General features: G+C 42.1%; 16 protein-coding genes and 1 pseudogene. 6 read left to right on the top strand and 11 right to left on the bottom strand.

Annotated features, from left to right (window positions below; genetic code table 11):
- Positions 1-54: 54 nt before the first annotated feature.
- The 6 genes from KSU66_RS12535 to KSU66_RS12510 form a co-directional block, all read right to left on the bottom strand.
- Entirely contained in the window at positions 55-498 is a 444-nt protein-coding gene (locus tag KSU66_RS12535; RefSeq protein WP_269051786.1) for a hypothetical protein, read from the bottom strand.
- Positions 498-698, bottom strand: a complete 201-nt coding sequence (locus tag KSU66_RS12530) for a helix-turn-helix transcriptional regulator (RefSeq protein WP_269051785.1) — start codon at positions 696-698, stop codon at positions 498-500. Before KSU66_RS12530 ends, KSU66_RS12535 begins: the two co-directional genes overlap by 1 nt.
- A 250-nt stretch (positions 699-948) precedes the next feature.
- Positions 949-1,467, bottom strand: a complete 519-nt coding sequence (locus KSU66_RS12525) for an MgtC/SapB family protein (RefSeq protein WP_269051784.1) — start codon at positions 1,465-1,467, stop codon at positions 949-951.
- 244 nt (positions 1,468-1,711) lie between these two features.
- Positions 1,712-2,965 (bottom strand): NAD(P)/FAD-dependent oxidoreductase, encoded by a 1,254-nt coding sequence (locus KSU66_RS12520; RefSeq protein ID WP_269051783.1) that lies wholly within the window; start codon positions 2,963-2,965, stop codon positions 1,712-1,714.
- 199 nt (positions 2,966-3,164) lie between these two features.
- The gene (locus KSU66_RS12515; RefSeq protein ID WP_269051782.1) at positions 3,165-3,884 is read right to left on the bottom strand and encodes a MerR family transcriptional regulator; all 720 of its coding nucleotides are present in this window, start codon (positions 3,882-3,884) and stop codon (positions 3,165-3,167) included.
- 574 nt (positions 3,885-4,458) lie between these two features.
- A complete protein-coding gene (locus tag KSU66_RS12510) occupies positions 4,459-5,076 on the bottom strand; it encodes an NAD(P)-dependent oxidoreductase (protein WP_269051781.1) in 618 nt (205 codons plus the stop codon).
- Between the two features lie 270 nt (positions 5,077-5,346).
- Here KSU66_RS12510 and KSU66_RS12505 point away from each other — a divergent pair.
- A pseudogene (locus tag KSU66_RS12505) lies at positions 5,347-5,628 on the top strand (putative sulfate exporter family transporter); the annotation flags it as partial.
- Between the two features lie 17 nt (positions 5,629-5,645).
- On the opposite strand, the gene KSU66_RS12500 reads toward KSU66_RS12505, so the two are convergent.
- From KSU66_RS12500 to KSU66_RS12480, 5 genes are all read right to left on the bottom strand, one after another.
- Positions 5,646-6,527, bottom strand: a complete 882-nt coding sequence (locus KSU66_RS12500; RefSeq protein ID WP_269051826.1) for a DMT family transporter — start codon at positions 6,525-6,527, stop codon at positions 5,646-5,648.
- A gap of 41 nt (positions 6,528-6,568) precedes the next feature.
- Positions 6,569-7,609 carry an NAD(P)H-dependent flavin oxidoreductase gene (locus tag KSU66_RS12495; protein WP_269051780.1) on the bottom strand — a complete coding sequence of 347 codons (1,041 nt, stop codon included), beginning with the start codon at positions 7,607-7,609 and terminating at the stop codon, positions 6,569-6,571.
- A 142-nt stretch (positions 7,610-7,751) separates the two neighbouring features.
- A complete protein-coding gene (locus KSU66_RS12490) occupies positions 7,752-7,946 on the bottom strand; it encodes a YwbE family protein (protein ID WP_269051779.1) in 195 nt (64 codons plus the stop codon).
- A gap of 3 nt (positions 7,947-7,949) precedes the next feature.
- On the bottom strand, positions 7,950-8,555 hold the full coding sequence (locus KSU66_RS12485) for a class I SAM-dependent methyltransferase (protein ID WP_269051778.1): 606 nt from the start codon (positions 8,553-8,555) through the stop codon (positions 7,950-7,952).
- A gap of 137 nt (positions 8,556-8,692) precedes the next feature.
- Positions 8,693-10,261: an amidohydrolase gene (locus KSU66_RS12480; protein ID WP_269051777.1), complete on the bottom strand. Its 1,569-nt coding sequence runs from the start codon at positions 10,259-10,261 to the stop codon at positions 8,693-8,695.
- An 86-nt stretch (positions 10,262-10,347) separates the two neighbouring features.
- Here KSU66_RS12480 and KSU66_RS12475 point away from each other — a divergent pair, with 86 nt between their 5' ends.
- The 5 genes from KSU66_RS12475 to pstA all read left to right on the top strand — a co-directional run bounded on the left by KSU66_RS12475 (position 10,348) and on the right by pstA (position 14,795).
- A complete protein-coding gene (locus KSU66_RS12475) occupies positions 10,348-10,788 on the top strand; it encodes a YtoQ family protein (RefSeq protein ID WP_269051776.1) in 441 nt (146 codons plus the stop codon).
- 227 nt (positions 10,789-11,015) lie between these two features.
- Positions 11,016-11,789 (top strand): phosphate ABC transporter ATP-binding protein PstB, encoded by a 774-nt coding sequence (gene pstB, locus KSU66_RS12470; RefSeq protein WP_269051825.1) that lies wholly within the window; start codon positions 11,016-11,018, stop codon positions 11,787-11,789.
- A gap of 117 nt (positions 11,790-11,906) precedes the next feature.
- Positions 11,907-12,884: a PstS family phosphate ABC transporter substrate-binding protein gene (locus KSU66_RS12465; protein ID WP_269051775.1), complete on the top strand. Its 978-nt coding sequence runs from the start codon at positions 11,907-11,909 to the stop codon at positions 12,882-12,884.
- An 85-nt stretch (positions 12,885-12,969) separates the two neighbouring features.
- On the top strand, positions 12,970-13,908 hold the full coding sequence (gene pstC, locus KSU66_RS12460) for a phosphate ABC transporter permease subunit PstC (protein ID WP_269051774.1): 939 nt from the start codon (positions 12,970-12,972) through the stop codon (positions 13,906-13,908).
- Positions 13,909-13,910: 2 nt separating this feature from the next.
- Positions 13,911-14,795 carry a phosphate ABC transporter permease PstA gene (gene pstA, locus KSU66_RS12455; RefSeq protein WP_269051773.1) on the top strand — a complete coding sequence of 295 codons (885 nt, stop codon included), beginning with the start codon at positions 13,911-13,913 and terminating at the stop codon, positions 14,793-14,795.
- Positions 14,796-14,887: the final 92 nt, after the last annotated feature.

The raw sequence follows: 14,887 nt of genomic DNA, 5'->3' as shown, positions 1-14,887 counted from the left end.
TTTTGTGACTTTTTGGGTTTTCGAATAAAGTACCCCCTTATAATAACGATGAATTCATTCTTCCTTTTCCAGCATCCGCCGATTAGCAGCCCTACGAATAAGCAATGCTACTGATATTCCTCCAGAAATAATTGCTACCAACAAGCCCATAATCCGATCGCTAAGTTGACCATTTTCAATGAGAGGAAAATCTTTATCTATAATGAATGGAACGGTTGAAAATAGGCCCATCAATGCAGCTAATGCTAATAAGACAATAAATGGACCCCGGTAATCGTTCCCATTAAAATAGGAATTCTTTGCAATTGACATGACAGCAAAATACATACCAGGAATCCAAACTAATACAAATGATTCCAGAAGAGGTGATGCCCATATTCCATAACTTGCTTTGAAATAACCGTTAAGGCCTATTAGCGACATTACCAAAATAAGTGTTTGAAACCCAACTCGATGCCTGTTTGCCAATTGAAATTCATCATACCGAGCATTTGTCATCATTCATTCCCCCAAAATAAATCATTCAATGTTACGTCCAACGCTTTGCAAATCGCTATGCAAAGATTCAACGACGGATTGTAATCGCCATTTTCAATCGCATTCATCGTCTGCCTCGTTACCCCGACTGCTTCCGCCAACTTAGCTTGTGATAAATCCTTTGTGGCACGTGCAACTTTTAAACGCATATTTTTCGCCATCGCACAACCCCCCCTGTTACTTACACCTTAATAAACACATTCTTATATGTCAAATATACATGACACATAGAATGTTATAAATGACAATGAAAACCCTTTAATGGAGCCGATAGCTACAGCGCTTATATTCTTGAGTTTTAAAATTGACAAAATAAAATCCCTTCAAGTCTTTTTTAGACTTAAAGGAATAACATCAACTTTCATAACCCCAATCTACCCGACTTAGCGTTATGAAATGGATTCACATAATTTAACCCGAACCTTTTTTAATTTCTTTTTTTAACACCATCCTCTTTTTTGATTTCTTTTCCCTCTCTTCAATTATATTGCTAATTTTCGTTAACGTAAACGTAATGATTACCGCAAAAAACACAATTCCATAAAAGCCGGCCCCTATCCCAATGCCTATACCTCCAGCAAAAAAAATCATCGCCGCACTCGTTAGTCCTTTCACGTGAAAGCCATCTTTCATAATCAAACCGGCCCCTAAAAAACCGAGTCCCGTTACGATTTGGGCAGCTAGACGCATTGGGTCCATTCTATTGTTTGCGTGCAATCCTCCGAAAAACTCCGCGCTATAAATAGACACTAAAGTTATTAAAGTACATGACACGGATACATAAGTGAATGTTTTTAATCCCGCAGGCTTGTTTTTAGCCTGTCTGTCCCACCCAATAAGCATTCCAAGAAGGGCACTAATAAGTAACCTTGCATATACCTCAAGGTTCTGGATTATTTGTTCTTCATAGATAAGTCCCAAATAGTCCATTCGCAATTCCTCCTAATAAGTTAATAGATAATATCAAACATCCTTCGGCGCTTTCTGGATACCTTCGCAATTGAATACACCCTCATAATAATGGGTAAACATATGAACGTCAATAATAGTTTCAGAGTTTTCGTAATAAATAAAAGCCCTATTATGGTGTGTCTTTTTCCATTTTTTGAAGACACAAAAAGCGGGAAGCTGACTACCGCTTTTCCCACTTTGTTTTGTAGCACTCCATAGCAAGTTATTGAGCCTTAAAACGCTCTACCCGAAATGGTGTAATATCAACATCCGTCTTTCCTAAGCCAATAATATCCGTCATAATTTTCCCCGTTGCCAGTGCCAAAACGACACCTTCCATACCATGCCCCGATGCGATTGTCACATTTTCCAGACCCGGAAGCTGGCCAAGTACGGGCAAACCATCAGGCGTCATTGGACGCATCCCCGCCCACTCAACCTCTGTATCGCCAGTTAATTCCTGGGACAAATACTGCGGAACTGAGCTTCGAATCCCATTAATTCTTCGGGTATCTAAATCGTCGCTAATGCCGGATAACTCCATTGTTCCACCAATACGAGCCGCTCCGCTAAAAGGAGTGATTGCTGTGCTACTGTCTCCTAAATACATTGGGTAGGGAAATTGAATGGATGGGTTCGTCATCGTCACACTGTAGCCTTTACCAGCTTGGATTGGAATTTGATACCCTAACTTTTTCGCCAATGAAGCCGACCATACACCCGCCGCTATTAAGAATTTATCACCTTCGATGCGCCCGTGGTTCGTAGTGACTGCAACTACTTTTCCATCTTTGCGTTCAAAACCCGTCACTTCCGTCCGTGGCTTCATTTCGACACCGGAACTTTCCAAACGATCACTTAATGACTTCCACAGTGTTTCCGGTCGAATATGGTATTGGTCACTTAGAAATATTCCACCTGACACTTTTGAGGATACACTCGGAAGAATCTCCTTCACTTCGTCAGCGGATAACATCTTAGGACTGTTAAGGTTCAGTTTTTCTGCTCTAAATTGTAGTTGCTCCTGCTTTTTTCCAAGTGCTTCTTCGTTAATAAATAAGAATAAAAATCCTTCTTTGTCCATCTCAAACACGAGTCCATCTTCTTCTAATTCGTCAAAATAAGTAAGGGTATTTTTTTGTAATTCAAGAAGAGCCGCCTGTCCCTTTTCATAGTTTGTTGCATTGCAACTTCTCCAGAATTGAATTAACCAACTTGACATTTTTGGTATTTGAAGCGGTTTAATATATAAAGGGCTATCTCTTTTCAACATCCACTTAAACGAAGTTCCGACAAGACCAGGAGAAGGAACGGGCTCTGTCAGTAAAGGGCAAACCCACCCCATATTCCCTTTTGAACAGGCATCTCCGAATTCTCCTTTGTCTATAAGAGTGATTGACTTATTATTTTTTTCCAAATAATATGCGCTTGCTAAACCAATAGCTCCTCCACCAATAATGACAACCTTTTCTTTCACATCAATCAACCTCCTTTGAAGTATAGTGATTCCCACTATTCCTTCTTTTAGTTCATATTTTCTCTTCCAATTATGTATATACCCTAAATAATAAAAAGTCACTGCCTACTTTTAGAACATATGAAAACACCACAATCTTGCTTCCAAAATAAAAAACAGCCCCTATTATGGCTGTTTTTTATTGTCCATGCCGACATTTTTATTTCCTCGCATAAATCCCCATCGCATCCCGCATAAACACCGAAAGCCCTTCGCCAAATTGATCGATATTCTTCGTAAATCGTTCGTCATCTACATACATTTGTCCAAGTCCAGCGAAAGCTTCTAGTGAGTAGGTGCCTATTTTATTTAGAAAGTTGAACCATTCTTCAATTCCTGCTTGTGCTTCGGCTGATTTTGGATCCAGATGACGAATCTTCGCAAGTTTAAAGTAAATGCGGTTCATTTCCTCTCCGAATGCCGGTCCAAACTGCGCGGCTTTCTTATTTGATTCATCCACTGCTTTGTCACCCCACCGGCCTCTTGCTTCTTCCTCATAAGGATTCTGGCTAAAGTCGAAGCCTTTAAACTTCTCTTCGTTTGTCATTAAGTATTCTCCCTTTCCATGTTGAATTGTTTTCTCAATCGTTTGAATCATGCTGTCTAGTTGCTTTCGCTTTTCTATGAGCATGTTTCGTTGCATTTCAAACGCTTCTTGCCTGTCAAATGAAGGACTGTCGAGTAGTTCCTTGATTTTTTGCAAAGAGAAGCCGAGTTCGCGAAAGAACAATATTTGCTGCAATGTCGCTAAATTGTCGTCGGAATAAAGCCGGTATCCCGCCTCTGTCGTCTGATCCGGTGCAAGTAATCCGATGGCATCATAATGGTGGAGCGTGCGCACACTCACACCAGTTAACTTCGATACTTCTTTTACTTTCATCGCTTCCGTCCTCCCTTCAATTACTAACTATAAAGTATGACGTAACGTGAGAGTCAACAAAGAAAAAAGGTACGAATTGGTTCTTAAGAGCGATTCTCCACTCCATCCGGGGATGTCCACTCTTTCACCCAGAATGTCAGCTCTTTCCGTCAGAATCTCATCTCTTTTGCACCGAATGTCCACTCCATCCGGGGATGTCCACTCTTTCACCCGGAATGTCATCCCTTTCCGTCAGAATGTCAGCTCTTTTGCACCGAATGTCCACTCCATCCGGGGATGTCCACTCTTTCACCCAAAATGTCAGCCCTTTCCGTAAGAATGTCATCCCTTTTGCACGGAATATCCACTCTAGCCGGAGATCTCCACTCTTTCACCCGGAATGTCAGCTCTTTCCGTAAGAATGTCATCCCTTTTGCATGGTATGTCCACTCTAGCCATCAATATCCTATATCCTTTTCTCCAATCTAAAAATGCCGCAACCATATCGATTACGGCATTTCCAAAACTTATTTATTCAACAATGACATCTTAAGTTAAGCAGAAAAAAAGAGAGGATCAACATCCTCTCTTTTGGTTAATAGGAAATACCTACACGAAATCCCGTATTATAACCTTCCATTAATTCATCATAAGCGAAGTTGGCTGTGTCACCGACAGATATTTGTTTCCCTTCTTCCGGCAATAAATCACGTTCCGTTCTGTAATCACCTACCGCGGCACCGTCAGGTAAATACGTAGGACAAACAATTGTCCAATCAAGTCCAGATTGATGAAGCATGTCATATACTTTATGGTGTTCTTCCGCCGCAAACGTCAATCGTCGATTCGAATCCCCCGCTTCGTAGCGCAACTTTTCGGATTCCGTTCGACTTTGCAAAATGCCAGCTGTGCCAATTGTAACAATTCGACTGACACCTGTTTCTTCCATTGCTCGAATCATATGCGGCACCGCTTCAGTCAGTGTGTTTGTCTTGTCCGTGCCAAGTGCACTGAACACAACGTCTGCTTGGGATATAGCCCGCGCAACCGCTTTAGCGTCGCATACATCTCCTTGAATGATTGTTAATTGACCATGTGACGTCAACTTCTCCGGTGAACGAACGAGCGCAGTTACTTCATGCCCGGCTGCAAGCGCCAGTTTCAGTACTTCCCCGCCCACACGGCCTGTTGCTCCAAATAATGCGATTTTCATCAAAACCGCCTCCATTCTTTAATTTCTTACTACATTGTAACATTGTCTCGCTTATTCAAGTGACAACTGATCTTAGTCCCTAAGCGATTTATAACAGCTAGAAACGATGAACAATAGCCTTCTAGACATCCACGTTCAACATAACACTTTCCCACTTCTATCCAAACTATATTATCCACGAGCACTTTCATCATTTTTTCGTCTGTACTAAAGATATACGTCGTCGGAAATGCCAGGACTCTGTACATATCCATTATTTCGCCATCTTTATCCATGGCAATTTCCTTGCTTGCAAAATTAGGGCGAGTGTTCTTACTCGGATTTATTCTATTAAGTATTTTAGGAAGTTATGTATTTGGCCATTCAATTCCAGTATCTGACGGAGTGATGAACGGTGTTTCTATCCTTACAGCGTGGTTGTTAACTGCCGCGATGGTTGGACTTGGTCTTAATGTAAGTTTACAAGATTTACGAACACGGGCATTAAAACCGCTTATAGCGATGACAATAACATCTGTCTGTCTTGCGGTTTTAGCTTATTTTATTGTCTAAAACAGTAGAAGGCCCTTTTAGATTAGTTCCTTAATCTTATTCTTTCGTAAAAAACCGACCTTCGTTTCAGAAACAACGATTGCACTTAGTATAAGGACGGCACCGATCGTCATTTTAAATGTTAGGATTTCACTTAAAATGACGATTGAAAATGCCATGCCCCAAAACGATTCTGTCGATAAAATAATGGCGGCCTTTGTTTCCGTAATATATTTCTGGGCAACTGTTTGCAGTAAAAATGCAAGTGTTGTAGAAAATACTCCCAAGTAAATAAGTGGCATCAATCCGGCCGCTTCTACTGAAAAAGAAGTTTCACCTTTCAATACTACGACAATTAATCCAATGACCGTCGCTGTCATCATTTGAATGACTGTGATCAGAACGGGATCTTCATCTTTCACAAACTTTGATGTGTAGAAAATATGGAACGCAAATGCAAATGCACAGCATAACGTAAGCAAATCTCCTATATTAATTTCAGAAGACAGTTTTAGCGATAGAACCGCAACTCCAGTGATTGCCATAACGGCCCCAATCAGTTCGAAGAGATCGATTTTCTTTTTATAGATTACAAATCCTATAAATGGAACGATCACGACATTGACCGCGGTTAAGAAGGCATTTTTCGAAGGCGTTGTATATTGAAGCCCTACTGTTTGAAGGGCAAAAGCTATGTAAAGGATGATTCCTAAGATGGCCCCCGAAATCATTGTACGTTTTTTTACTTTCTTCAATCTTTTATGAAACACAATGGTCAAAATGAGAATACCAATTAAAAATCTTCCAGCCAAAATCTGATAAGGCGTGTAATACTCCAAGGATACTGCACTTGCAACGAATCCACTACCCCATATAATTGCAGTGATGAGAAGCCCTATTTCGCCAATATATTTTCGTATTTTATCCACCGCCGTTTTTCATCAATATAGTTAGTAAGTTCTTATATAAACCGTCCAATAACCTCTTTAAGTTTACCATCTGTACTCATGGAAACTTTTTCACCCGCCCATAGCGACATAAATTCACTTTTCCCACGCTTCGCGGCTTCTTTTCTAATTTCTTTTGTAAGATCATTTTGATAGGGGTAAGGCGCAATTTCCGCGTCTTTCATTTCCTTTATGAACCGATTGCAAATCCCACGTGCCGTTTTTCCGGAGAAAGCCCTTGTTAACACTGTGCATCCTTCTCCCGCTTCCAAAACTGCCCGTTTGTACAATGAATGCGCGCCGCTTTCATCTGTCGCAAGAAGCGCGGTCCCGATTTGTACAGCTTGTGCACCGGCAGATCTTGCTTGTTCCTTCATTTCTTTATTCGCAATGCCGCCCGCTGCGATAACCGGGATTTCAACCGATGGGACCACTTCTGAAAGTAGTTCATTGAGTGGAATGAATGTTAAGTCCCCAGAAAAAGAACCCCGGTGCCCGCCCGCTTCACTTCCTTGTGCAACAACCGCATCCATTCCCGCTTTTTCAGCAAGTACCGCTTCTTCTACTGTTGTCGCGGTCCCGATGAGAAACAGACCATTTTCTTTCAATGTCCGGATGGTCAATTCATCTGGAAGTCCGAATGTGAATGAACACACTTTCACGCCTTCTTCAATCAACAAACGAACTTGTCCATCAAAATCTGGTTCGGATAATGGCGCATTCCAAAAAGGTATCCCAATTTCTCTTCCAATCGGCTGAAGTGCTTCATAGGCCCTCCTTAAAGCCTTTTGGTTCACTTCAACTTGTTCCGGAACAAACAAATTCACCGCAAATGGTCGCTCCGTTAGCACCATTACTTTTCGAATGAACGTCCGTGTATCTTCCACTGATAAATAGCCTGCACCAATCGATCCAAGAATACCTGCTTCCGCAGATGCTGCCACAAACTCAGGTGTTGTCACCCCCGCCATAGGGGCTTGAATAATCGGGAATTCGATTCCCAACATCGCCGTCAGTTTCACTTTGACTTCCTCCAATTGTATACGTCTTTTCATAACAGTTCCCTAGTAGTTTTAATTATCTATTAACTAGTATATCGGATAACGTAAGGGCTTGTTACTTTTATTAAAGTATTTTTGATAATGGGCACCCTTCGTCCAATATTTCCAACAAAAAAAGACCCCAAAGGGCCTTTTCTTATTCCAATATTTCGCAAACGCGTCCAACTTGTCCGTCTTCTAAGCGTACTTTAATACCGTGCGGGTGAAACTTCGAGTTCGTTAATAAGTCTTTAACGACCCCTTCCGTCTTCACACCGGAGCGTTGGTCTTTCTTCAAGATGACCGCAACTTTCAAGCCTGGTTTTACATTTTCACGATTCTTGCCGTCCATTTTTCATGCCTCTTTTCTTTTTTGAAACATACATTGTACAACATGTGCGGTACCCGTATGAAGTTGACCTTCTTCACAATTCACTTCGCCAATATGGAAATGTTTAATGAAATACGCATCGAAGTCTGTAAGTATCTGTTTCGGATCACTAAGCATCGCTTCGTCACGCGGTCCACCTGTTCCATAGCGGAGTTGTTCTTTCGTATACAGTTCACTTACATAATACCCACCTGGTTTCAATGCTTTCTTTATTCCCGAAAAGGTCCGTTCCATAACTTCTGCTGGAAGGTGGCCAAAGATATGGACGATTGCATCCCACTGCTCCGCTTCCCATGTCACTTCTGCTAAGTCCCGAAGTTCGGTCTTTACCTTGACCCCTTTTTCATCCGCCAACCGTTGGGTTTTCTCCAATCCTGCCGGCGCATAATCCCACGCGGTCACGTCGAACCCAAGTGAAGCTAAATAGACTGAATTACGGCCTTCGCCTTCTGCAATGCAAAGTACGTTTCCTTTTGGTAACATTTTTGCCGCTTCCACGACAAATCCATTCGGTTCTTTCCCATAAATATATTCCTCAGTGGAAAATCGTTCATGCCAACTATTCGTCATGCACCAATTCATCCCCTTAGTATAGAGTGTTTCTAGTTTACCATAACGGGCTATAGCCGGTTCGCAATTTACATACCGAGACAACTTACCTATACCAATTGTATATGAACTAAGAACCTGTATTCAACTTATGTCGTTCATCCTTTGTACATGACATCCCCTGCAATAACCGTCATGACCACTTTAGCATCTATGATTTCTCCATCTTCAACTGTAAATAAATCTCGGTCGAGCACAGTGAAATCCGCGTCATATCCGATTGAAAGCTTGCCACGAACATCTTCTTTCCCGAGAGTCGCCGCACTTCCCGTCGTAAACAGGCCGACTGCTTCAAAGCGACTAAGTTTTTCATCCGGTAAATAGCCTTCATGTGTTTCACCTGGCTTGCGCCGCGTCGTCGCCGCGTAAATACCTAGTAAAGGATCCGCCTCCTCAACCGGTGCATCTGAACCCCCACCGCATATAAATCCGCGGTCAAGCAAGCTTTTCCATGCGTATGCCCAATCAAGACGGTCTTCTCCTAAACGATCCATAGCCCACGGGAAATCCGAGGAGACAAATATCGGTTGTAGATCAAGAATTACCGGTAACTTTTCCATCCGGTCGACAAGGTCGTCACGCAAGACATTGACATGGATTAACCGATCTTTTTTCCCTGCTGGTACGGGGTTCTTTTCAATCGCATCGAGCGCCTTCTCCAATGCAGCATCCCCAATCACATGAACCGCAATCGCTTCACCGTGTGTTCGCGCAAGAGCTACGAGTTCACCAATTTCTTCATCCGTATGAACTGCCACACCCGAGGTTTCGGGTGCATCCGAATAAGGTTTGCTTAGTAATGCGGTTTGTCCTCCCAATGCGCCGTCTAGAAAGAATTTCATACCGCCCGGCTCAATCCACGGTTCGTGATACGTCGCTTCTTCTTCCATTAACTGCGCAAATACCGAGGACCTACGCAATAGATGGGCACGGAATTTATTTCTCTCACCAATAACATTTTTAAATGCTTGCAATGGATTTCGGTAATGACCGTAATAACCGAGATCATCCGTTACCGCACCCGTCAATCCAAGGGAAAGCAAATCATCGACCGATTTCTGCAAGGCGCGTGTCAGCATTTCTTCTGTCGGTTCTGGAATGAGCGCAAGTACGAGATCTTGCGCGCCTTCATGAAGATAGCCCGTTGGTTCACCATGTTCATCCCGTACAATAACACCATCCACTGGATCTTTTGTATCTTTCGTAATGCCCGCTAGTTCAAGAGCTTTTGAATTTGCAAGCAACGCATGTCTACATGTTCGTTTCAAAATCATTGGCGAATCGGTCACCTTATCCAATTCCTGAAGGGTAAGAATTTTTTTATCTGAAAAGTTGTTTTCATTCCACCCTTCACCAATGAACCACTCATCTGCTCCTAATCCTTTATATCCACCAAGTAACATGTCCATCATTTCATCCGCAGAGGTCGCTTTTGACAAATCGAGGCTTAGTAACTTTTCTCCATGCCCGATCATATGCATATGACTATCGACAAAACCTGGATAGAGAACTGCCCCGTTTAAATTGACTTCATGATTTGCGACTTTACGCAACTCCTCAAATGTCCCCGTTGCGGTAATCATTCCATCTTCCGTTAGCAGCGCTTCAACTTGGTCCCCTTCGTGTTCCATCGTATAGATTATCCCGTTATGCCAAATCGTCTTCATGTCAATTCCCCCTGTCTATACTCTTATTCTAAACCTTCTTACAATAAATGCTATAATTAGTTTATTACTGAATGGAGGGAACCCACATGAAATTAACCGTTTACCTTGCTGGAGAAATTCATAGTTCATGGCGCGATGAAATTAAACAGAAAGTTGCTGCACTTAATTTGCCCATCGATTTTGTCGGACCTATGGAAAACCATGATCGATCAGACAATATCGGAGAAGAAATTTTAGGCAAACAACCCGATACTATTTTTAAAGATGCCGCAGCATCCAACTTTAATAATTTACGGACCGAAGTTTTATTAAAAAAGTCCGATCTTGTCATTGCCCTTTTTGGTGAAAAATACAAACAGTGGAACACTGCAATGGACGCAAGTGCCGCCATCGCTTTCGGCAAACCGCTCATCCTTATTCGCCAAGAAGAACATCATCATGCACTAAAAGAACTATCTCGTAAAGCACACGCTACCGTCGAAACCGTTGACCAAGCCATTAAAGCATTACATTATATTTTCGAATGAACGACCAAGTGAGCCTTGCTGATTAGTAAATCAGCAAGGCTTTTTTATTGCTCCACAAGAACAACCCGTCTGAATTTACAAAACCTTTACACGGCCTTAATATTCCCTCAACAATCGTCCCTTACAATAGGAATCAGTTACACAGTTTAAAAGTAATCCAAACACCGATTGGAGGATTCCCATTGACATTAACAAAAGAACGTAAAGAGAGCTTACCATTTCGCGTAATGGAAAATACAAATTGGAAAAAACCCGTCTACGAAACGAATGGCTTGAACCTTTGGTACGGAACATCCCATGCGTTAAAAAATATCGATCTTTCCATTAACGAAAAAGAAGTTACCGCAATCATCGGTCCTTCTGGCTGTGGAAAATCAACTTATCTAAAAACACTTAACCGAATGGTCGAAATGGTACCGGACGTAAATATTTCCGGCAACGTTACATTCAAAGGGGACAATATACTCGGTAAGTCGATGCCCGTTGAAATGCTTCGCTCCAAAGTAGGAATGGTATTTCAAAAACCAAATCCATTCCCGAAATCGATTTATGAAAACGTCGCATTCGGTCTCAAAATACATGGCATTCGAAACAAAACGCTGCTCGATCAAATTGTCGAAGAAAGCTTGAGAAAAGCGGCACTTTGGGACGAAGTAAAAGACCGACTTCACAAAAGTGCATATAGCCTTTCTGGTGGTCAACAGCAACGACTTTGCATCGCTCGTTGTCTTGCCGTGGATCCCGAAGTGATTTTAATGGATGAACCGACATCGGCGCTTGACCCCGTATCAACGCATAAAGTGGAAGAGCTAATTGACTCCATTAAGAACGACGTCACAATTGCAATCGTGACACACAATATGCAACAAGCAGCCAGAATTTCAGATCGTACTGCATTTTTCCTAAATGGAGAAATTATTGAGTGCGATCGTACAAACACCATTTTCAACAACCCAACCGACCAACTGACGAATGACTATATTAACGGTCGCTTCGGTTAATTTACAAAACCTTTACAGGATATTCATACGCCCTTTACATTCGGTGTTTATACTTACATTTGAAAGCGAATATTTTTCGATTAAAAATAGAAACTATTTTAAGGGAGGACAATTCAAATGAATTTTAAAAAGTATCTTTTATTCCTAGTAATCGCAGCACTTGCCGCTATGGTGGCAGCATGTGGAGCAAATGCACAACCTAAAGATGAGGGAACTCCGAAAGAAAAGGACGAGGAAACAGCCTTAGAAGGCAGCGTAGTTATTGATGGGTCTGGAACTGTTTATCCGTTAATGGCAAGAGTTGCTGAAGAATATATGACCAATGAACAAGAAAACGTTTCGGTCGAAGTAAGCCGTGCCGGGACGAGCGCTGGTTTCAAGAAGTTCTTAGTGAAAGACGGGACAGACTTTAACGATGCTTCCCGCCAAATCAAAGACGAAGAAACAGCTGAAGCACATACACTTGGCATTGAAGTGAAAGAATTAAAAGTAGCATTAGACGGGTTAACATTCGTTATTAATAAAGACAATGACTGGGCGAAAGAAATGACACCCGAACAACTCATTAATATTTTTAAAGCAGATAGCGGTATTGAAAAATGGTCAGACATTAACCCCGCTTGGCCGGATGAAGCAATTAAACCAATGGGTCCAAACGAAAACCATGGAACATACGAATTCTTCTATGAAAACGTGCTTGATAAACAAGACCTAGTCGACAGCGTCAACCTTCAGCAAGACTATTCAACATTAGTTAGCTTGGTATCTGAAGACAAAAATGGCATTGCGTTCTTCGGATTCGGTTACTACGTCAACAACAAAGACAAACTGGAAGCTGTAAACGTAGACTTTGGTAAAGGTGCAGTCGAACCGTCACTCGATACGATTGCAGAAGACGGTGACTATGCAGACTTCACACGCCCTGTCTTCACTTATTTGAACGTAGGCCTTGCAAAAGAGAAACCACAAGTACTCGATTATGCCATTTACGCAATGAACAATGTGAACACATTCGCGGGTGAAACAGGATTCGCACCTATTCCTGAAGACGAAGCGAAAGAGAATATCGAGTTCTTGAACGGATTGAAAAAATAACGGCTTTGCAAAATCGGAGGATGAGCGCTTTTTGTAGCCCTCATCCTTTTGTATCTTATTTTAGATAAAAGGAGTGCTCCGTACAATGTCCATTAAGACAGAGCCTGGCGTAAGGGAGTTAATCGAACAAAAAAGGCAATCAAAAAACATCAAAGAGCTCTTTGAAAAAGCGATTCCCTTCTTTCTTTTTTCAATTGCCGCTGTATCCATTTTGACAACCGCTGGCATCATTTACACCCTATTGTCCGAAACAATTGAGTTTTTCAAGCGTGTTCCCATAGCTGACTTTTTCACTGGAACCGTTTTGAAACCGCTGAGCCAGACACCTGAATTCGGTGTACTCCCGCTCATCATGGGGACAATCACATCATCACTCATCGCTATGCTAGTAGCTGTTCCGATTGGTTTGATGTCCGCAATCTATTTGAGTGAATACGCATCTGACAGAGTAAGAAAGATTTTTAAACCACTTCTCGAATTACTCGCAGGCATACCAACAATCGTCTATGGCTTTTTCGCATTCACCTTTGTTACACCGCTATTACGGGAATTGATCCCCGGGATTCAAGCGACAAATATTCTAAGTCCTGGAATCGTCATGGGTGTCATGATCATTCCGATGATTGCATCGCTGTCAGAAGATGCCATGAGTGCTGTACCAAACTCCATGCGTGAAGGGGCATTAGCGCTTGGTTCGACAAAGTTGGAAGTGACCAAAAAAGTTGTAATTCCTGCCGCCTTATCCGGAATCATCGCTTCTTTTGTACTCGGTATTTCACGTGCAATTGGTGAAACGATGATTGTTACTATCGCAAGCGGAAGCACTAAAAATTTCACCTTCGACATTACCCAATCGATGCAAACGATGACGGCTTACATTGTTGAAGTGACTGGTGGAGATGCACCTGCCGGCTCAACAATCTACTACAGCCTTTATGCAGTTGCTATGACACTATTCATTTTCACACTAATCATGAATGTACTAGCTAGATACGTTTCTCGTAAATTTAGGGAGGAATACTAATTATGCAACAAGTGAATGAGCGAACCGTCACAAGAAGAATGAATTTACGGTTGCTATTGAATACCATATCCAAATACATTTTTCTTCTTGCCACTCTTTTTGGTCTTGTTGTACTTTCAATCTTGATCTATCGTGTTGTGTCCCAAGGGGTTGGTTGGATCAATATCGACTTCCTCACAGGGAAATTGTCTACACGACCCGAACGTGCAGGCATTATGGGAGCGATTCTCGGTACGTTTTGGCTCATGCTCGTCGTTGCTCCTGTCACCATGTTTTTGGGCGTTGGAACGGCAATCTATTTGGAACTGTATGCAAAAAAAGGACGTCTGCAAGCGTTCATTCAAACAAATATCGCAAACTTGGCAGGGGTTCCATCAATTGTCTATGGAATTTTAGGATTAACTGTTTTTGCTAGGGCTATGAACTTCGGAAATATTGTTTTGGCGGGTGGACTGACAATGTCGCTCCTCATCCTTCCGATCGTCATTGTAGCAAGTCAAGAGGCGATTCGCGCCGTACCGAACCCTTTAAGCGAAGCATCTTACGGAATGGGCTCAACGAAGTGGCAAACGATTAAACATATCATTCTACCTGTAGCACTACCCGGAATATTGACAGGTGCTATTTTATCGCTTTCACGTGCAATTGGAGAGACCGCGCCATTAGTTGTCATTGGAATTCCCGCGTTACTCATGCCATTTCCAGGAGGCATTTTCGACAAATTCACAGTGCTTCCGATGCAAATCTATTACTGGACGCTCGATTCCTCACTTACCGCGGAATATGCGAACTTAGCAGCTGCGACAATCATCGTATTACTTGTAGCATTATTGATCCTAAACACTACTGCCATAGTCATTCGAAATAAATTCCAGAAAAGACATTGATAGTCGATTTCGGTAGTTTCGATTCCACGACTACATTTGACGTTTACGGTGTTTATGATGAACATAAAAAGGGTATCCCAATTAGTGAATTT

It is taken from the genome of Sporosarcina sp. G11-34, from assembly GCF_026931025.1.
This window is presented reverse-complemented; position numbering and strand designations above follow the sequence as displayed.